This window comes from Paenarthrobacter sp. 10N417, assembly GCF_056394745.1.
In genome coordinates this window covers 23813-42935 of sequence record NZ_JBFTIL010000019.1, presented here as the reverse complement: position 1 = coordinate 42935, position 19123 = coordinate 23813, and the positions used below count along the sequence as shown (strand labels likewise).

17 protein-coding genes and 1 tRNA gene are annotated in these 19123 nt (G+C 62.5%); 4 read left to right on the top strand and 14 right to left on the bottom strand.

The annotated features are described in order from the left end of the window. Window positions 1-19 precede the first annotated feature (19 nt). Window positions 20-1078 carry an ROK family protein gene (locus tag AC1DCM_RS20300; protein ID WP_442005595.1) on the bottom strand — a complete coding sequence of 353 codons (1059 nt, stop codon included), beginning with the start codon at window positions 1076-1078 and terminating at the stop codon, window positions 20-22. Between the two features lie 188 nt (window positions 1079-1266). Between AC1DCM_RS20300 and AC1DCM_RS20295 the strand changes: the two genes are divergently transcribed. Then, on the top strand, window positions 1267-3078 hold the full coding sequence (locus AC1DCM_RS20295) for an AMP-dependent synthetase/ligase (RefSeq protein ID WP_442017593.1): 1812 nt from the start codon (window positions 1267-1269) through the stop codon (window positions 3076-3078). 70 nt (window positions 3079-3148) lie between these two features. Here the strand turns inward: AC1DCM_RS20295 and AC1DCM_RS20290 are convergent, their stop codons facing one another. Next, entirely contained in the window at window positions 3149-6544 is a 3396-nt protein-coding gene (locus AC1DCM_RS20290) for a pyruvate carboxylase (protein WP_442017594.1), read from the bottom strand. Between the two features lie 304 nt (window positions 6545-6848). Here AC1DCM_RS20290 and AC1DCM_RS20285 point away from each other — a divergent pair, with 304 nt between their 5' ends. Then, on the top strand, window positions 6849-7658 hold the full coding sequence (locus tag AC1DCM_RS20285; RefSeq protein ID WP_477519488.1) for a ParA family protein: 810 nt from the start codon (window positions 6849-6851) through the stop codon (window positions 7656-7658). 90 nt (window positions 7659-7748) lie between these two features. On the opposite strand, the gene AC1DCM_RS20280 is transcribed toward AC1DCM_RS20285, so the two are convergent. From AC1DCM_RS20280 to gcvH, 5 genes are all read right to left on the bottom strand, one after another. Then, complete coding sequence (locus AC1DCM_RS20280; RefSeq protein ID WP_275965381.1) at window positions 7749-8342, bottom strand: MerR family transcriptional regulator; 594 nt, start codon at window positions 8340-8342, stop codon at window positions 7749-7751. 237 nt (window positions 8343-8579) lie between these two features. After that, complete coding sequence (locus tag AC1DCM_RS20275; RefSeq protein ID WP_216922920.1) at window positions 8580-9083, bottom strand: bifunctional nuclease family protein; 504 nt, start codon at window positions 9081-9083, stop codon at window positions 8580-8582. Further along, a complete protein-coding gene (gene ftsR, locus AC1DCM_RS20270) occupies window positions 9083-9799 on the bottom strand; it encodes a transcriptional regulator FtsR (RefSeq protein WP_442017595.1) in 717 nt (238 codons plus the stop codon). The genes AC1DCM_RS20275 and ftsR overlap by 1 nt, the downstream gene beginning before the upstream one ends. A gap of 23 nt (window positions 9800-9822) precedes the next feature. After that, window positions 9823-10299 (bottom strand): FHA domain-containing protein, encoded by a 477-nt coding sequence (locus AC1DCM_RS20265; protein WP_442017596.1) that lies wholly within the window; start codon window positions 10297-10299, stop codon window positions 9823-9825. A 138-nt stretch (window positions 10300-10437) separates the two neighbouring features. Continuing rightward, entirely contained in the window at window positions 10438-10824 is a 387-nt protein-coding gene (gene gcvH / locus AC1DCM_RS20260; protein ID WP_216922914.1) for a glycine cleavage system protein GcvH, read from the bottom strand. 117 nt (window positions 10825-10941) lie between these two features. On the opposite strand from gcvH, the gene AC1DCM_RS20255 reads away from it, so the two are divergent. Beyond that, entirely contained in the window at window positions 10942-11523 is a 582-nt protein-coding gene (locus AC1DCM_RS20255; RefSeq protein WP_477519487.1) for a hypothetical protein, read from the top strand. Between the two features lie 60 nt (window positions 11524-11583). Here the strand turns inward: AC1DCM_RS20255 and AC1DCM_RS20250 are convergent, their stop codons facing one another. Further along, a complete protein-coding gene (locus AC1DCM_RS20250; RefSeq protein ID WP_477519486.1) occupies window positions 11584-12792 on the bottom strand; it encodes an MFS transporter in 1209 nt (402 codons plus the stop codon). Between the two features lie 175 nt (window positions 12793-12967). Here AC1DCM_RS20250 and AC1DCM_RS20245 point away from each other — a divergent pair, with 175 nt between their 5' ends. Beyond that, the gene (locus tag AC1DCM_RS20245) at window positions 12968-13414 is read left to right on the top strand and encodes a MarR family winged helix-turn-helix transcriptional regulator (RefSeq protein ID WP_216922909.1); all 447 of its coding nucleotides are present in this window, start codon (window positions 12968-12970) and stop codon (window positions 13412-13414) included. A gap of 158 nt (window positions 13415-13572) precedes the next feature. Here AC1DCM_RS20245 and AC1DCM_RS20240 read toward each other — a convergent pair. The 6 genes from AC1DCM_RS20240 to AC1DCM_RS20215 form a co-directional block, all read right to left on the bottom strand. Further along, window positions 13573-13649: transfer RNA gene (locus tag AC1DCM_RS20240), tRNA-Pro, on the bottom strand. Between the two features lie 141 nt (window positions 13650-13790). Further along, window positions 13791-15341, bottom strand: coding sequence for a ribosome biogenesis GTPase Der (gene der / locus AC1DCM_RS20235; RefSeq protein WP_431119613.1), 1551 nt, complete (start codon window positions 15339-15341; stop codon window positions 13791-13793). 10 nt (window positions 15342-15351) lie between these two features. Next, the gene (locus AC1DCM_RS20230; protein WP_477519485.1) at window positions 15352-16101 is read right to left on the bottom strand and encodes a lysophospholipid acyltransferase family protein; all 750 of its coding nucleotides are present in this window, start codon (window positions 16099-16101) and stop codon (window positions 15352-15354) included. Next, window positions 16091-16804 (bottom strand): (d)CMP kinase, encoded by a 714-nt coding sequence (gene cmk, locus AC1DCM_RS20225; protein WP_431119609.1) that lies wholly within the window; start codon window positions 16802-16804, stop codon window positions 16091-16093. The genes AC1DCM_RS20230 and cmk overlap by 11 nt, the downstream gene beginning before the upstream one ends. Further along, window positions 16804-17910 (bottom strand): prephenate dehydrogenase, encoded by a 1107-nt coding sequence (locus AC1DCM_RS20220; RefSeq protein ID WP_431119607.1) that lies wholly within the window; start codon window positions 17908-17910, stop codon window positions 16804-16806. Before AC1DCM_RS20220 ends, cmk begins: the two co-directional genes overlap by 1 nt. A gap of 3 nt (window positions 17911-17913) precedes the next feature. After that, complete coding sequence (locus AC1DCM_RS20215; RefSeq protein WP_431119606.1) at window positions 17914-19119, bottom strand: pseudouridine synthase; 1206 nt, start codon at window positions 19117-19119, stop codon at window positions 17914-17916. Between the last annotated feature and the right edge of the window lie 4 nt (window positions 19120-19123).

Sequence of the window (19123 nt, the reverse complement as noted above, 5' to 3'; positions counted from 1 at the left end):
CACTTGGTTGTTGGCCGGCTTAGCTATGGGCACGGCCGCTGACCCTCGAAAGGTCAGCAGCGCCGATCATGCCTGCACGGGGTCCCAGAGCGGCGAGCTCAATCCTTGCCATCGGACGGAATCCACGCCCCGTCAAATTCCGGGCGAATGCCTCACGGGCCGGTCCGGCGAGCAGGTCCCCGGCGTCGCACAATCCGCCGCCAATCACGAACATCCCGGGATCCAGTGCCGCCGCCAGGTTGGCCAGCCCCAAGCCCAACCATTCACCTTGGTCCGCCAACAGTTCCCTTGACGTGGAGTCCCCGGCAAGCGCCAACACTGTAACTGCAGCGCCGGTGATGCTCTCCTCAACACCGCCCGCCCGCTCAAGGAGTGCGCGGCCCTCAGGCGAGTTGGTTCGCACCAATTGGCGGGCCTCACGGCCGAGGGCGTTCCCCGACGCGTATTGCTCCCAACAGCCACGGTTGCCGCATTCGCAACGGTGCCCGCCAGGGAAAATGATCTGGTGACCGAATTCGCCTGCCACACCGTAGCGGCCGCGTTCAACCCTCCCGTCCATCACCATTGCGCCGCCGATGCCCGTGCCCAACGTGATGCACACCAGGCGGCTCTCACCTTGGCCGGCGCCAAAGCGCCACTCCGCCCAGGCGGCTGCGTCGGCGTCGTTCGTTAGTAAGACCGGCCGCCTCAATAGATTCTGAAGGCTTTCCCTCAGGGGCTCGTTGCGCCAGGCAAGGTGCGGACTGAACAGTACCGTACCGCCGTCGAGGTCCATCCAACCGGCCGCGCCAATACCCACGGAGGCAATCCGGTGCTCTGCGCTGAGTTCATCAACTAGTTCCACGATGGTCTGCTCCACGGCCCGGGGGTCCGCGCCTGGCGTGGACCTGCGTGCCTCGGCAAGGATCCTGCCCTCGGCGTCAACAACCCCGGCAGCTACCTTTGTGCCGCCGATGTCAATGCCGATGGCCAACCCCCGCCGGCCCAAATGACTCCTGCGCCCAGCCCAGGGAACATCCTTCAAGGCAGCGACTGGTGGCCGGGGCCGGGCACGGGAACTGGACCGTAATGAAGGCATCCCAACATCCTATTCTGCCGGGCCCGGGGAGGCAGACATCGCCAAGCGCTGGACCACGCCAAGTTGCTCGAAACGGACGGTCATCCGTAAAGTTACTCGCCAGTAGGTTAAATAGGACACACCTCCGCGAGTGGGCATACTAGAGTGAAAGCAGCCTCTCGCGGCCCATGGATATCAAAGGAGCTACCGTGCGTGAATTCAGTGTTCCGCCTCTTGTCAATGTTGCCCCTGAAACCAACATCACGGACCTCGTTGTGCGGGAAGCGGCCAAGCCTTCAAACCCGGCTCTGTTCGCCAAACTGGACAGCAACGCACAATGGCAGGACATCCGGGCCACGGATTTCCTCGCCGATGTCAGGGCCTTGGCAAAGGGCCTTATCGCCAGTGGAGTGGGCGCCGGCGACCGCGTCGGCATCATGTCCCGGACCCGTTATGAATGGTCGCTGGTGGACTTTGCCATCTGGTTCGCAGGAGCCGTTTCTGTCCCGATTTACGAGACCTCTTCCCCATCGCAGGTGGCCTGGAACCTGGGCGATTCCGGTGCTGTGGCCGCCTTCGGTGAAGCCGCCCACCACGAGGACATCATCAGGCAAGCTGTCGCAGCCGAAGACATCCAGTCAGTGGCCAACGTTTGGCAGCTTGAGGGTGCCGGCCTTGATGCCCTTCGCTCCGCTGGCACCAGTGTCACCGATGAGGAACTGGAGACGCGCCGCTCCGCTGCAGGCCTGACGGACCTTGCCACCATCATCTACACCTCCGGAACCACAGGAAGGCCCAAGGGCTGCGAGCTGACCCACGGAAACTTCGTGGAGCTCTCCGAGAATGCCCGTGCGGCGCTGGGCGAGATCATCAACGAGTCCGCCAAGACCATCATGTTCCTCCCGCTGGCCCACGTCTTTGCGCGGTTCATCTCCGTGCTGGCCGTCGCAGGGGGCGTCAAAGTAGCCCACACTCCGGATATCAAGCATCTGCTGGCCGATCTGCAGAGCTTCCAGCCGACATTCATCCTTGCTGTGCCGCGCGTCTTCGAGAAGGTCTACAACTCGGCACTGACCAAAGCCGAGGACAGCGGCAAGGGCGCCATTTTCCACCGTGCAGTGGATACGGCAATCGAGTATTCCAAGGCTCGACAGGCCGGTTCCCTGGGCTTGGGGTTGAAGCTCAAGCATGCAGTGTTCGACAAACTCGTCTATGGAAAACTCCGCGACGCCATGGGCGGACATGTGGCGCACGCTGTCTCAGGTGGCGGCCCCTTGGGCGAACGCCTGGGCCACTTCTTCCAAGGCATCGGCCTGCAGATCCTGGAGGGATACGGCCTGACGGAAACCACGGCGCCCATCTCCGTCAACACTCCCTCGATGATCAGGATCGGCACCGTGGGCGCCCCGCTTCCCGGCAACGCCGTAAAGATCGCAGACGACGGCGAAATTCTCGCCAAGGGCGTCTGTGTCATGCGTGGCTACTACAAGCGCGAAGACCTCACGCAGGAAACCTTTGCCGACGGGTGGTTCCGCACCGGGGACATCGGCGAGCTGGACAGCAATGGCTTCCTTAAGATCACCGGCCGCAAGAAGGAAATCATCGTCACGGCAGGTGGGAAGAACGTGGTTCCTGCGCTGCTGGAAGACCAGATCCGTGCAGACGCCTTGGTTTCCCAGGTTCTGGTGGTGGGCGATAACCGCCCGTTCATCGGCGCCCTGGTCACGTTGGATGAAGAGGCCTTGCCGGGATGGCTGGAACGCCACGGGCTTGCATCCGGCACCACTTTGACTGAAGCCGCCGAGAACCCGGTAGTAAGGGCTGCCGTCCAGGACCTCATCAGCAAAGCGAACCAGTCAGTTTCCCAAGCGGAGGCCATCAAGTCCTTCCGGATAGTCCCCGCGGACTTCACCGAGGCCTCCGGCCACCTCACTCCGTCGCTGAAGGTCAAGCGCGCCCAGGTCATGAAGGACTTTGACGTCGTGATCGAAGAAATGTATTCAGCGCCCCGCGCGCAGTAGCTACGGCGATACAGCAAACGAAAAACCCCTTCCGGAATTCCTCCGGAAGGGGTTTTTCGTTTGTGGATCGTTAGCCGATCACCAGCAGCAAATCGCCGCCCTGGACCTGCTCCACGGAGGAGATGGCGAGGCGGGAGACCGTGCCGGCCACCGGCGTCGTGATGGATGCTTCCATCTTCATGGCCTCGATGGTGGCAACCGTGTCGCCGGCGTTGACGACATCGCCTGCCTTGACCGTAACGGTGACCGCCCCGGCGAACGGGGCTGCAACCTGGCCTGGCTGTGCTGGGTCGGCCTTCTCTGCCGCCTTGACGTTGCTCACCACGGAACGGTCGCGGACAACCACTGGACGCGACTGGCCGTTCAGCGTACACATCACCGTACGCATGCCCTTTTCGTCAGCTTCGGACACGGCCTCAAGCTGGGCAATGAGGCGGACGCCTTTCTCCAGCTCGATCACGTGCTCCGAGCCCTGCTGGAAACCGTAGAGGTAATCACGGGTGTCCAGCACGGAGATATTGCCGTAGGTCTCCACGCTCTTGAGGTAGTCCTTGGTAGGACCTGCGAAGAGCAAGCGGTTCAGGGTGTGCTGGCGCGTCTTCGAATCACCCTTCAGCGCGGCGCTGTCCTCTGAACTGATCTCAACGTCCCGGACCTTGATGCTGCGGCCTTGAAGGGCCTTGGTACGGAACGGCTCGGGCCAGCCTCCGGGAGGATCTCCGAGTTCGCCGGAAAGGAAGCCGATGACGGAGTCCGGGATGTCGTAGTTCTGCGGGTTCTCGTTGAAATCCGCAGGGTCAGCGTTCAGGCCGACAAGGTGCAGTGCGAGATCGCCCACCACCTTGGAGGAAGGAGTCACCTTGACCAGGCGGCCCAGGATGCGGTCGGCCGCCGTGTACATGTCCTCGATGGCTTCGAACTGCTCCCCCAAGCCCAAGGCGATGGCCTGCTGGCGAAGGTTGGACAGCTGGCCACCTGGGATCTCGTGCTGGTACACACGGCCTGTGGGACCCGGCAGGCCGGACTCGAAGGGCGCGTAGACCCGTCGAACCGCTTCCCAGTAAGGCTCCAGTGCACCGACGTTGGCAAGGCTCATCCCGGTGTCGCGCGGCGTATTGGCCAATGCTGCCACCAGCGCCGAAGCGGCAGGCTGGCTTGTAGTCCCGGCCAAGGAGGCAGCAGCGACGTCAACGGCGTCCACTCCGGCGTCGACGGCCGCCAGAAGAGTTGCGAGCTGGCCACCGGCGGTGTCGTGCGTGTGCAAGTGCACGGGCAGGTCGAAACGCTCTCGCAGGGCGGAGACGAGCTTGGCAGCCGCGGCGGGACGCAGGAGTCCTGCCATGTCCTTGATGGCGAGGATGTGGGCACCGGCGTCGACGATCTTCTGGGCAAGGTCCAGGTAGTAGTCGAGGGTGTACAGGTCCTCGTTGGGGTCAAGGAGGTTGCCGGTGTAGCAGAGTGCGACCTCTGCGACGGCAGTCCCTGTTGCACGCACAGCCCGGATTGCCGGGGCCATCTGGTTGACGTCATTGAGGGCGTCGAAGATGCGGAAGATGTCAATGCCGGTAGCCGCTGCTTCGTTGACGAAGGCCTCGGTCACCTCTTCCGGGTAAGGAGTGTAACCAACAGTGTTCCGTCCACGGAGCAGCATCTGGATACACGTGTTCGGCAGTGCCTGCCGCAGAGCAGCCAAGCGGTCCCAAGGGTCCTCGCCAAGGAAGCGGAGCGCGACGTCGTACGTCGCACCACCCCAGGCCTCGACGGAAAGCAGCTCCGGCAGCAACGCCGTGACGGCCGGGCCGGCCGCTACGAGGTCGCGGGTACGGACACGGGTAGCCAGCAAGGACTGGTGGGCATCACGGAACGTGGTGTCCGTGACGGCGACTGCCTGCTGCTCACGCAACGCTTTCGCAAAGCCCTCCGGACCGAGCTCCAGCAGCTTCTGGCGCGAACCGGATGTGGGCACCGGACCATCGATCACGGGCAGCTTGCTGGCGGGGTCGGAGTGGACCTTGAGCTCGCCATTCGGCTTGTTCACAGTGACCTCGGCCAGCCACGTGAGCAGCTTGGTTCCACGGTCGGCAGAGATGTGCGACTTGAGCAGTTCAGGGCGCTTGTCGATAAAGTCCGTGGCCACGTTCCCGGCGTTGAAGTCCGGATCCGCGAGGACGGCTTGCAGGAAAGGAATGTTCGTGGACACGCCACGGATGCGGAATTCCGCCAGGCCACGCCGCGCACGGGCAACGGCGGCCGGGTAATCGCGGCCACGGCAGGTCAGCTTGACGAGCATGGAGTCGAAGTGCGGGCTGATCTCGGCACCGGAGTAGACGGTGCCGCCGTCGAGACGCACGCCGGCACCACCTGCGGAACGGTAGCCGGTGATCTTTCCGACGTCGGGACGGAAGCCGTTGGCCGGATCCTCCGTGGTGATGCGGCACTGCAGGGCGGCGCCCTTGATGGAGACCGTCTCCTGGCTCAGGCCAAGGTCTGCCAGTGTCTCGCCGGATGCAATGCGCATTTGCGCCTGGACGAGGTCCACATCCGTGATTTCCTCGGTAACAGTGTGCTCCACCTGGATGCGCGGGTTCATTTCGATGAACACGTGCTGGCCTGCACGCTCGCCTTCGGTGTCTACCAGGAACTCAACCGTTCCGGCGTTGACGTAGTTCAGGGCCTTGGCGAAGGCCACGGCGTCACGGTAGAGCGCCTGGCGGATGTTTTCATCCAGGTTGGGCGCGGGGGCGATTTCCACCACCTTCTGGTGGCGGCGCTGCAAGGAACAATCACGCTCGAACAGGTGCATGACGTTACCCTCGGCGTCCGCCAGGATCTGCACTTCGATGTGGCGCGGGCGCAACACGGCCTGCTCGAGGAACATGGTGGGATCGCCAAACGCAGCATCGGCCTCGCGCATGGCGGACTGCAGGGCTTCGGGGAGGGCTTCACGGGTCTCCACGCGACGCATGCCACGTCCACCACCGCCGGCAACAGCCTTGGCGAAGATCGGGAAGCCGATTTCGTCGGCTGCCGCGATCAGTTCATCGAGGTCCTTTGAAGGCTTGCTCGACTTCAGCACGGGGACACCGGCCTTGCGGGCAGCTTCCAGGGCAGCAACCTTGTTGCCTGCGAGTTCCAGGACCTCGGCAGGCGGGCCCACGAAGGTGATTCCCGCGGCCTTGGCCGCACGGGCCAGGTCAGGGTTTTCCGAGAGGAAGCCATAGCCGGGGTAGATGGCGTCGGCGCCGGCTTCCTTGGCGACGCGGACAACCTCCTCGACGTCCAGGTAGGCGCGGACAGGGTGGCCCACCTCGCCGATCAGGTAAGCTTCGTCGGCCTTCTGCCGGTGGATCGAGTTGCGATCCTCATGCGGAAAGACGGCTACGGTCTTGGCGCCCAGTTCATAACCAGCGCGAAACGCCCTGATCGCGATTTCGCCGCGATTGGCCACCAGAATTTTCGAAAACATACTTCTCCTGCATCATTGCGGGTGGATCGGTCGGTGGTCACAGTGTGTAGTGCCGCCAGCATCAAACACAAATCTTTGTGGCAACCATCACAATGGAATCGTCATCTGGGCTGTATATGCGTGCGCGCGACTCCCCACCGTGCTAATGGCCGCAGCATCCTCCGGCACCCGGGCGCGTAGAAAGCGGGAATCCACGGCCCCGCCCCATATGATGTTGGAGGGGCTTCGGCAAGCCCCGGCTCCGGCGGTCCCGGAGCGGAAAACAGCGCGATACGGCAACCGGCGTTAGGTTTTGGGTTTTCAAGTGCAAGTAGTCAGCATCAGCAGCCTCAAAGGCGGAGTGGGAAAGACGTCAGTGACCACCGGCCTGGCGTCCGCGGCCCTCGCGGCCGGCATTCCAACCCTCGTGGTGGACCTCGATCCCCATGCCGACGCTACGACGGCACTCGGCGTCCATCGAGGTGACCAGTTGGACATTGGCCGCATGCTCAAGAGTCCCCGGAAAGCGAAACTTCCCGAGAACGTCGCCAGCAGCAGCTGGGTTTCCAACGGTTCCAGCGGCGGCAGGCTTGACGTTGCTGTTGGATCCGCGTTCACGGGTATCTATGACCGCCCGGATCTCGGCCGCCGCGACCTTCGCAGGCTCTCGGCCGTTCTTGCAGGAACCACCAACTATGAACTGATTCTTGTGGACTGCCCTCCTTCGCTGAACGGGCTCACCCGCATGGCATGGAGCGCCAGCGACCGCGTAGTGCTCGTGGCCGAGCCCGGCCTGTTCTCCGTGGCCGGTACCGAACGGACCATGCGCGCCATCCAGTTGTTCCGGCAGGAATTCGCTCCTCATCTGGCGCCAGCGGGAATCGTCGCCAACCGCGTTCGCACCGGGTCAGCAGAGCACACCTTCCGGCTGTCCGAGATGGAGTCCATGTTCGGCGAGCTGCTCCTGACGCCGCACATTCCGGAGCAGGCAAACTGGCAGCAAATCCAAGGCGCAGCGCACTCCGTGCACCACTGGCCTGGCGATTCAGCCAAGAACTCCGCAAAACTCTTCGACGCACTCTTGCAGAGCCTGCTTGAAGGCCAAGCCGGCTTGCGGAATCGCCAGCAGCGCTAGCCCCCACGCGCCAGCCATATGACGGAAGAAGCCGCACCCTCTATCCAAGGGGCGGCTTCATCCGTTACCAAGACATCCAGTTGGGCTTATTTAGCCGATACGGCGGGCAACGCGCCGCTTGCTCAATTCGTCGTCCGGAAAGGACTGCTCGGCGGCGTGCTCGCTCGGAAGCGCGGCAAGGCTTCCCTCGACTTCCCGCCATACACGTCCCACCGCGATGCCAAAGACACCCTGTCCGCCTTGCACGAGGTCAATGACTTCGTCGGCAGAGGTACATTCGTAAACACTGGCGCCATCGCTCATCAGCGTAATCTGCGCAAGGTCTTCAACACCACGCTCGCGAAGATGCTCCACGGCTGTGCGGATCTGCTGCAGGGAAACACCGGTATCAAGTAGTCGCTTGACTACCTTGAGCACCAGGATGTCGCGGAATCCATAGAGACGTTGCGAGCCGGAACCCGCAGCACCACGGACGGCCGGCTCAACCAAACCGGTGCGCGCCCAATAGTCCAGCTGACGGTACGTGATACCTGCAGCCTTGCAGGCAGTGGGCCCGCGGTAGCCCGCGTCCTCGTCCAGCACTGGAAGGTCCTCTGTGAAGAGCAAACCTTGGGCGCCGGATGCGGGCGCAGCAATGCCGGTCGAGGCCTGCTTCAGCTCGCCTGCTTCGCCTTTCGGACTCACGTGACCTCCTTGTTCTCAGTTCCCTTGGGGACGGTGCTTACCACTGATCACAACGCCGAAATTCAGCCGTGTAATTCCCACAAGTCGGCACCTTCCAGTGTGACTTGCGCGGGCAGTGTATGCAACGGGAACTTGATACCTTCGACGTTAGGCCCGGGAGGGCGTTAGGTCAAAGACCTCGGGCGCAAAATCCGGTCGTGTCGAAAGTTTCACCCTCAACTTTAGGCTTAGGGTGATTCAGCCTTCGAAATCCTCAGGTTCCACGTCGTCCAGGAACTCGCGGAAACGCCGCATTTCACGTTCTTCGTCCACACTGGGATCCGGCTCTGAATCTTCGCCTTCGTCATGCTCAGTGATCCGGACTCCTGCTTCCTCCATCACCGCATCCGCGCACCAAATGCGGCATTTGGCCCGCAATGCAAGGGCCAACGCATCGGAAGCGCGCGAACTCACTACAGTGCCGTCGTCGAATTGCAGTTGCCCGTAGAAGATGTTGTCTTCGACCGCCACGATGTTAACGCTGATGATTGAATGCCCCAAGGATTCTACGACGTCAATCAGGAGATCGTGGGTCATCGGCCGCGGTGGGACCACACCTTGCTGGGCCAGGGCAATGGCGCTGGCTTCGGGTGTTCCTATCCAGATGGGGACATGCCGTTCACCCTTGATCTCCCGCAGGAGGACCAAAGGCTGGTTGGACGGCAGTTCGATCCGGACGCCGACAATTTCAACTTCGATCATCAGGTGTCCATCCGGGAGATACGGTCGTGGACGAGCGCCCTGTGCAGCGTCAGGCACAGTTCGCTGATTTCACGTGCTGCCTCGGCAGCCCGTGCTTGGGAGGCGGCGTCGCGCCTGGACGTCAGGGGCGCAACCGCTCTCTCCACCAGGCCGAACTCACGCTCGGCTGCAGCCTGGAACGGCCGGAGATGGCGCGGCTCCAAACCATGACCCTCCAACTGGACGCAGGCACGCGCAACCTGGAGGGCGTGTTCGTCGAACTTGCCGCCAACATGGCTTATTAGTCCGAAGCTCAGGAGCGACTCCAGCAAGGGTACGCTTGCACCCGATTCGGCCCGGAGCTGCTCCTCGGTCAATGCGCGGGCACGGCCTTGGATTTCGGCAGCCATTTCCGCCGAAACTACCCGGGGTGACACCGTGACGCCTGGAGGCAGGTTTTCGGGACGCTCCCCGCGATCGATCGCGTCCAAGTAATCCTTGATGACCTTGAGCGGCAAGTACTGGTCGCGCTGAAGGGCAAGGACGAAACGGAGGCGCTCAACATCACTGTCCGCGTACTGCCGGTACCCGGCAGGGGTCCGCTTCGGATTAATGAGGCCCTTTTCCTCAAGAAAGCGGATTTTGGACGCAGTCATTCCTGGGAAGTCGTCGCTCAACTGCGCCAGGACTTCCCCGATGTTCAGGACCTGCGGTCCGCGACGTTCCGGCTGGGCCATTGCCACAGGCAGGTACCCCGGGGTCAGACTTGGCCCGCCGGGCGGCCAGGGCTGAAGTAGTAGGTCAGCCGGAACTTGCCGATCTGCACCTCGTTGCCACTCTTCAGCAGCACCCGATCCACGCGGTCGTGGTTCACATAGGTTCCATTGAGGCTACCCATATCCACGAGTTCGAAGCCCATTGGGGTGCGGTGGAACTCCACGTGCTTGCGCGACACCGTGACGTCATCCAGGAAGATGTCTGCGTCCGGGTGCCTGCCGGCCGTAGTGGTATCTGCGTCCAGAAGGAACCGGGCCCCCGCGTTTGGTCCGCTGTGCGCGATGAGCAAGGCAGAGTCCGGCGGCAGGGCATCAACGGAGGCACGCTCTTCGGGTGCAAGCCGGGGTGCAACGCTTGGCTCGTCCCACGTTGGCGTGATGCTGATCGAGGTGGTCTCCGACGTGGGTTGCTCTTCCGCGCCCCTTCCGACATTGGCTTGGTTCTGTTCGCCGCCAACCATGGAATTTCCTCCTCATCCGCCGGCAATTCCAAACCTTGCCGGCCACTTCCGCCTCCCGGTACCGCCGGGCAAATCGGTTGCTGGCCCGCCTTCCCGCGTCCTTGGCTAAAAGAATGCAGCCGGGCGGGCCAGATAACTTTAGCCTACCTGTTGTTCGTACTCCGATGCACTGAGCAGGGAATCCACTGCATCGGCTTCTGCCAGCTTTACTTCAAAAAGCCAACCATCGCCGTAAGGATCAGAGTTGATCAGGGCCGGATCCTGGTCCAAAGAGTCATTGCGGTTAATGACTTCACCGCTAACGGGAGCATAGATATCACTGACGCTCTTGGTGGACTCAACCTCCCCAACAACTTCATTCCCGGTGATCTTTGTCCCGGGTTCGGGCATCTGGGCGTAAACAACGTCACCCAGGGCGTCCTGCGCGAAGTCGGTAATACCAATCCGCACCACGCCATCGGCGTCAGGGGCAGAAACCCACTCGTGCTCTGCGGTGTAGGAAAGATCGGCTGGAATATTGCTCATGGGTCGCCTTTCATCGGGACATTTACGGATCTCGACGGCGGCCCGGGCATCCGGCCACCGCTGAAAGTATAGGCACAATTCCCCTGTGCCTGATGAGGTCTCTGCCATGATTGACCCATGACTGAACAAGCACAAGTACCGGCTCGGAAAAAACGCAATTGGGGCGTCAAAATTATTCTGATCCTGGTGGCATTGCTTGTCGCTGTGGCAGCCTACTTTATCCTTGGGGCCATTCTGCCCCGTTGGTGGTCCGATGTTGTCGCGGGGCAGATCCGCCGGGACCTCGGCGCGAGCGTATTGGTGGGCATGTTCTACGGCTTCGTCTTCACCTTCGTTCCCCTCGTGGTGGCGTGGCAGGCAACCCACAAGGCTGTCTCCTGGCCTTGGAAGATAGTCATCCTGCTGGCGGCTGTGGCCATCGCCACGCCAAACCTCCTGACGGCAGGCATTGTGTTCGGTTCGACCGAATCTGCGCACGCCGGCCAGCGCACCTTGAGCGTGGATGCCGGATTCTTCACCACGTGGACGGCAATCTCGGCGGTAGCGGCTGCGGCGATTTTTGCGGTGGTTACTGTTCTTTGGGCACTGTGGCGCCGTCGCGGCAAGCAAATGAGGGTGTTGAAGCAGGCAGAGAACGAACGTACCAAGGCTGCGAAGAGGGCAGAGCAGGAAGCCCGGGACGCTGCACCCAACCCCTAGGACGCGAAAGCCCGCCACGGATATTGTCCGTGGCGGGCTTTTTGGTTTTGCAGCCCAGCGTCAGGAGACTGCCGCCCCCTGAGGTTCGCGTTCGACGTCGGTCCTGGTCTTTGCTGCTCCAACTTCCTTGCGCTTGGCTGCTGCGGCGGCAGCAAGCATGACCAACAACGCGGCTACAGTAATCGCGGTCCCTGCCCAGATGGGCGAGGTGTAGCCCAGACCAGCCGAAATGGTGACCCCTCCGAGCCAGGCGCCCAGCGCATTCCCCAGGTTGAAGGCGCCAATGTTGGCCCCGGATGCCAGGGCGGGAGCGGAGGAGGCAAAGTGCATCACGCGCATCTGCAGACCGGGGACGGTAGCAAAACCGAAGCCGCCCATGAGGGCCAGCGAGATCAAGGTAGCGATGCTGCTGGACGCGGTGAGGGCGAAGAAGCCCAGGACCAGCACCAAGCCGGCGAGGATTATGACGAGGGATCCGTCCAGGTTTTTGTCGGCCGCCTTCCCACCCAGGAAGTTGCCGACGAACAGTCCGCCACCGAAGAGCACCAGCAACCACGGGACGGCGCCCGGCTCAAAGCCGGAGACTTCCGTAAGCGTGAAAGCGATATACGTGAAAGCGCCGAACATGCCGCCAAAGCCCAAAATCGTCACGACGATGGAAAGCCAGACCTGGCCGGATTTGAAAGCTCCCAGTTCGCTACGGAGGCCTTTGGTCGGCTCCGTACTCCCCTTAGGCACCATCAACGCGATACCAAGCAGGGCCACAACGCCGATTCCGGTGATGGCCCAGAACGTTGAACGCCAGCCCAGGTTCTGGCCGAGGAGGGTGCCGAAAGGTACGCCAAGGACATTGGCGGCAGTAAGTCCAGTGAACATGATCGCAATGGCACCGGCCTTTTTGTGCGCAGGAACCAGGCTTGCTGCCACCACCGAGCCGATTCCGAAGAACGCACCGTGGCACAACGCCGCAATGATGCGGCCTACAAGCATTGCCGTGTACGAGTCGGCGATAGCGGAGAGGAAGTTGCCGACGATGAACAGAACAAGCAGTCCAACAAGGACCGGCTTGCGCGGCAGCCTGGTTACGGCGGCAGTAACCAGAAGGGCGCCGACCGTCACGCTTAGTGCATAGCCGGAAATGAACCAGCCTRCCGAGGCCTCGCTGACCTGGAAATCTGTCGCCACCTCCGGCAAAAGGCCCATGATGACGAACTCGGTTAATCCGATGCCAAATCCGCCAAGGGCGAGGGCTATCAACCCTGCGGGCATGTGGAACTCCTTAAATGGGTGGCTCCCAAAAGCAAAGTGGATGTGCGCCTCTGGAAACCCGTAGAATAATAGTTGCAGACGCTGTATATATAGTTGCACACGCTAGATAATTGCGCAAGCAACTACTTTCGGTCGGCTGCACTGATACGCAAACCAAGGCAGGAGCACAACGGGCATGGGCATCAAGGATGACGCCGTAGAAGTACGGGCACAGGGATGGCGCACCCTCGCTGCCCTGCATGGAAGCATCGAGGCAGAACTCGAGAAAGCACTCCAGGCTTCCACCGAGCTGTCGGTGGTGGAATACACGGTTCTTGACGCCCTGAGCCGCCAGGATGGATGGCACATGCGCATGCAGCAACTTGCCCGGGCCACGGCACTTTCCAGCAGCGCAACCACCCGCCTGGTCAACCGCCTGGAGGACCGGGGGCTGCTGACGCGGATCCTCTGCGCGGATGATCGGCGCGGGATCTATACCGAGCTCACAGTCGCCGGCCAAAAGCTGCTTGAGGCAGCAAAGCCTGTCCACGATGAGACCCTGGCGTCGGCCCTGGAAGCCGCTGAGCAGGTTCCCGAACTCGAACCCCTGGTACGCGCGCTGGGGGCGCTGCAGAAGGCCTGAGCTTCGACGTCGGGGTCGGCCATTCCCGCCCTTGTTCGCCCTCCTCACCGCACAACGGCGAGAGGAGCGAACAAGAGCGGGCTTGCCGCTGCCCACGCAGATTCGGACTTAACGACCAAAGGCCGGAACCCCGCGTTTCCGCGTGATTCCGGCCTTTATGGTCGGGCTGACAGGATTTGAACCTGCGACCCCTTGACCCCCAGTCAAGTGCGCTACCAAGCTGCGCTACAGCCCGCTGGTTCCACCGTTCTCCGCCTAGGTTTTCCTCCGAAGAGTCCCACCTAAGCAGTCCGGCCGAACCACCTCCAAAAGCTTACACGAAGTTGGAGGGTGCCAATGCCATCAGAGCCAAAGTCGACTGTGATGCCCGTCTCATTTAGCGCTTCTTGCCGCGCTTCTCACGAACGCGCATGTTGACCTCGATGGGCGTGCCTTCGAAGCCGAACGTTTCGCGCAAGCGACGCGTGATGAAGCGGCGGTATCCGGGATCCAGGAAACCGGTGGTGAACAGGACGAATTTCGGCGGGCGGCTGGAAGCCTGGGTGCCGAAGAGGATACGCGGTTGCTTGCCACCACGAACCGGGTGCGGGTGGGCAGCAACCAGTTCACCCAGGAACGCGTTCAGGCGGCCAGTGGGGATACGGCGGTCCCAGCTCTCCAGCGCAGTATCCAAAGCAGGAACCAAGCGGTCCTTGTGCCAGCCGGTCTTCGCGGAAATGTTGACACGCGGAGCCCACTCAACGTGGGCCAGGTCCTGCTCGATTTCACGCTCGAGGTAGCGGCGGCGTTCGTCGTCCAGCAGGTCCCATTTGTTGAACGCGAGCACCAGGGCACGGCCGGACTCAATAGCCAACTGCAGAATGCGGACGTCCTGTTCGCTGAGGACTTCGTCCACGGCGAGGAGCACGACGGCGACCTCCGCCTTTTCGAGCGCGGCCTGCGTACGCAGTGAGGCGTAGAAGTCGGCGCCCTGTGCCATGTGCTGGCGCCGGCGGATACCTGCGGTGTCCACGAAGCGCCACGTGCGATCGCCAAGTTCGATGAATTCGTCAACCGGGTCACGGGTAGTGCCGGCTAGCGGATCCACCACTACGCGCTCGGAGCCTGCAAGCTTGTTCAGCAGGGAGGACTTACCGACGTTCGGGCGACCGATCAGGGCGATACGGCGGGGTCCACCGGAACGCTCTACGCCCTCCACGAGGGAGAACTCAGGCAGGGTGTCCATGACGTGGTCCAGGAGGTCGGCTACGCCGCGGCCATGGAGGGCGGACACCGGGTACGGCTGGCCGAAGCCCAAGCCCCACAGTGCAGCGGAGTCAGCTTCCTGCGCGAAGTCATCCACCTTGTTGGCCACCATGATGACCGGCTTCTTGCTCTTGCGCAGCATCTTCATGACGCCTTCATCCGTTGCAGTCGCGCCAACGGCGGAGTCCACGACGAAGAGAACAGCGTCGGCAAGCTCAACAGCCATCTCGGCCTGCTCGGCAACACGGGCGTGGATGCCCTTGGCATCGTGTTCCCATCCGCCGGTGTCTACCAAGGTGAAGTTGCGGCCGTTCCAGCGGGCAGAGTACATGACGCGGTCGCGGGTAACACCCGGGGTGTCCTCAACCACAGCTTCGCGGCGGCCCAGGATGCGGTTGACCAAGGTTGACTTGCCCACGTTCGGGCGGCCGATGATGGCCAAAACCGGGTCCAGCTTGAGGGGACCTTCGTCGCCTTCATCGCCGTATTCGCCACTGAGCAGCGCGGCATCTTCTTCGTCGAGGTCGTAATCGTCCAGGCCGGCCCGGAGGGTGGCTGCACGGAGTTCGGCCTCTTCGTCGTCCAAGGCAGCCAGGTTTTCAGCCACCTGGTCGGTGCCGGTGGGCGTGTATTCGTCGTCGCCGGCTCCGTGGAGGCCGGATTTTTGAGTCGTATCGCTCATTGCACGTTCCTTAATGGTGGTCTGCCGGCGTCCCGGCTACTTCTGTTTGGCGGTGCTGCGGTGTGGATGGTCCGAACGGAGGTTCCTGGGGAAGGCCCTGCCCTGTAGTCCTGACTGCATCCTGGACGTGTTCGGCCAGTGCATCGCGGATTGCCGCAGCCGCCCTGTCCATTGAAACACGCCCCGGTTCGCCCTTCCGGCGCTGCACCGTGAGGGGTTCGCCGAAGCTGACATACAGCCTGCGGCGGGGTTTGGGAATATGGTCGCGGTGCTCATCACCCGCACGGGTTCCGAGAATCGCGACGGGTATGACGGTGGCTCCGGAGTTGATAGCCAGCCAGGCGACACCGTTGCTGATGCTCTCAGCAGAGCCGCTCCCCCGGGTACCTTCGGGCAGGATCCCAACGCAACGGCCGGCGTCGAGCAATTGCTTGCCCACGTGCAGGGCGCTGCGGTCACCGCTTCGGTCCACGGGAATCTGCCCTGATCCCTTGAGGACGCGGCCCAGGAATCCACGGAACATCTCTTTCTTGACCAGGATGTGCATGGGACGCGGCGAAGCGCCGAACATCACTGGACCGTCCAGGAAGCTGATGTGGTTAGCGGCAAAGATCACTGGACCAGCGGCGGGTATGTTGCTCTTGCCCGACACCACCGTCCGGTAGATGACATGATCCAGGAACCAGCCAACGGGCCGGCTCCAAATGCGTGTCCACCTAGCCGGAAGGTGGAGCGCAGGAAGCTGGTTATTAGTCGCCATAGATGACCTTGCTAACGATCGCGAGGGCTGTTTCCACTGTTTCCTCAAAGTCCAGGTCCGAGGAATCGAGCGTCACAACGCCGTCAGCCGCTTGGGTGAAGTTCACCACCGTGGAGTCCTTGGCATCACGCTGCGTCACCTGCGCGGCAAGCTGTTCCTTGGTCTGCGTACCGCCCAACTGAATACCACGACGCCGGAGCCTGGCTTCTTCGCTTGCGGTCAGGAGCATGCGGACCTCGGCGTTGGGGGCAACCACTGTGGTGATGTCGCGTCCCTCCACCACCATCCGGTGATGGTGCTGGTCGATGAGCTGGCGCTGGCGGCGGATCAGCTCCGTGCGGGCACCCAATGTAGTAGCGACGGCGCTCACGGAAGACGAAATCAAGGGATCACGGATTTCATCGGTAATGTCCGTGCCGTCTACTGCCACATACTCGGTAGCGGTGCTGGTGCTGATTTCCAGGGGCATGAGCTTGGAAGCCTGCTCCACCGCAGCGCCGTCCTGGAGGTCGAGCCCTGTTTTGAGGCAGTACCACGTGAGTGCGCGGTACATCGCACCGGTATCCAGGTACGCCAGCTTCAAGCGCCGGGCAACTTCCTTGCTGACGCTGGACTTGCCCGACCCCGAGGGGCCGTCGATCGCGATCACGAGCGGCTTGCCGGGGCGGGCGACTGTCTCCGGCCCAAAGAATTCACGCGTCATTACTGGAGTACCCGCCATCCACGGTCGGTTAAGGCTTCAACAAGGAGGTCGTGCTTGCTCGGCAGGACTGAGAGCTCCACCATGCCCACGTTCTGGCCCGATGAATGATCGAGCCGGAGGTCTTCGACGTTCACGCCGATCTCCCCAATTTCGGTCAGGAGCTGCGCGATCTGGCCAGGCTTGTCATCCACGAGGATCGTAAGCCAGGAATACGCTTGTGGAGGCCCGCCGTGCTTGCCCGGAATCCGGGCCTGTCCGGCGTTGCCTTCACTGATGAGCTGGGCGAGATCCAACCGCGCTCCGGGTGCACTCGGCGCTTCCAAAGTCCCTATCAACCGATTCAGGTCCTCACGAACACCGTGCAGGATGGAAACAACCTTTTCCGCGTTGCCACCCAGGATCTGCACCCACAGGGTGGGATCGCTGGCAGCGATGCGGGTGGTGTCCCGCAACCCGTTCCCGGCCAAGGACAGCGCATGCAGGGGTGTCCCCTGCAAGCGGCTCGCCAAGAGCGAAGACATGATCTGCGGCAGATGCGAGACCAAAGCCACCGCTTCATCGTGCTCATCAGCGGTGAACTGGGAGACGATTGCCCCCAGGTCCCCCGCCAGCGAACGTGCCGTCTGCAGTGCGTCGGTGTCGGTTTCCTCCGTTGGGCAAACCACCCACGGCATGGACGTGAAAAGCTCGCCCCTGGCTGCAACCGGCCCGGACTTTTCCCGTCCGGCCATCGGATGGGTCCCCACGTACCTGGCCAGGTCCACGCCGCGCTCCCGCAATTGGGATTGAATCGTGGCCTTGACACTGGCAATGTCAACGACGACGGCGGACGGGTAGTCCGCCAGGGCTTTCTCCACGACGTCGGCCGTCACGTCAGGCGGTGCAGCGACAACAACCAACTGAGGTTGCTCGTCAAGCTCAGCCAAGGGCCGGCCAGCACCAATGTCCACCGCGACCGCCTGGTTCGTCGGCGAGGGGTCGAAAAGGAAAACGGGAACGCCGCGCCCGCGCAGGCCAAGGCCAATGCTGGCACCAAGCAAGCCTGTACCAAGAACCACGACCGGGCCATCAAGATGGCCGCGGCCGTGCGAGCGGAATGCCGACATGCCCTAGAGCCCCACAGATGCCAGAAGGTGACCGACTTCCTGCCTGCCGAGGTTGCGGATGCTTCCTTGGCGCTGGTCTCCCAGGCCAATGGGACCGATCTTGACACGGACAAGACGCTCTACCGGGAAACCAACAGCATCGAACATACGGCGAACGATGCGGTTCTTGCCGGAGTGCAGGACAACCTCAATGAGCACGTGGCCAGGGGTGGAGTCAACAAGGCGGAAGGAATCCACTGTTGCCAGACCGTCTTCAAGCTCGACGCCGGACTTCAGCTGCGCGCCGACGCCCTGCGGGAAGGGGCCGCGAACCTGCACCAGGTACGTCTTGGGCACCTCATAGGAAGGGTGGGTCAGGCGGTTGGCGAGTTCGCCGTCGTTGGTCAACAACAGCAGCCCTTCGGTGCCGACATCCAAACGCCCGACGTGGAAGAGCCGCTCACCCTTGGCGTTCTTCAGGAAGTCGCTGATGCACGGCCGGCCCTCGGGGTCTTCCATGGTGGAGACAACGCCCTTGGGCTTGTTGAAGACCATGTAGACGAGGGTTTCGTCCAGCTGGATGCGGATACCGTCAACGTGAATCACGGCGGTTTTGGGGTCAACACGCATGCCAAGCTCGGTAGTGACCACGCCATCTACCTCGACGCGGCCTTCGAGGATCATTTCCTCGCACACGCGACGTGAAGCCACGCCGGCCTGCGCCATGACCTTTTGCAGGCGTACGCCGTCCACATCGTGGAGGTCCGACTGCGGGACTTCCTGGCGCGGACCGCGGTTGCGGCCAGGCTTGCGGATGGGGCCCAGGTTCTGGCCGAAGCGTTCGCTGCCGAAAGCCTTGGAGCCGTATTGCCTGGCGGGCTTCGCCTTGGGCTTCAACGCACCGGGTGTTCCGGGAGCCTTGCCGTAACCGGGCTTGTTGGAGCCGGGCTTGCGGAAGGGCTTGGCAGGCCGGGCGGCCTGGCCGCGATCGTAATCGCCAGCCGTTGTGGGGTTATCCGGATCGAAAGGGGCCGCTTCCCGTGGCTTTGAAGCCTTGAACGGGCGGCCCTCGCCCTGAGTGAAGTTGCGCTTTCCAGCGCCGGCACTGCCGCCGCGGCCGGAGAAGCCGCCGGCGTTGGAGCGGCCTGTGCCGCCCCTTGCCTCATTGCGTCCAGAACTGTTGCGTCCCGAACTGTTACGTGGTGAACCCTGGCGTCCCGCCTGTGTCATGACC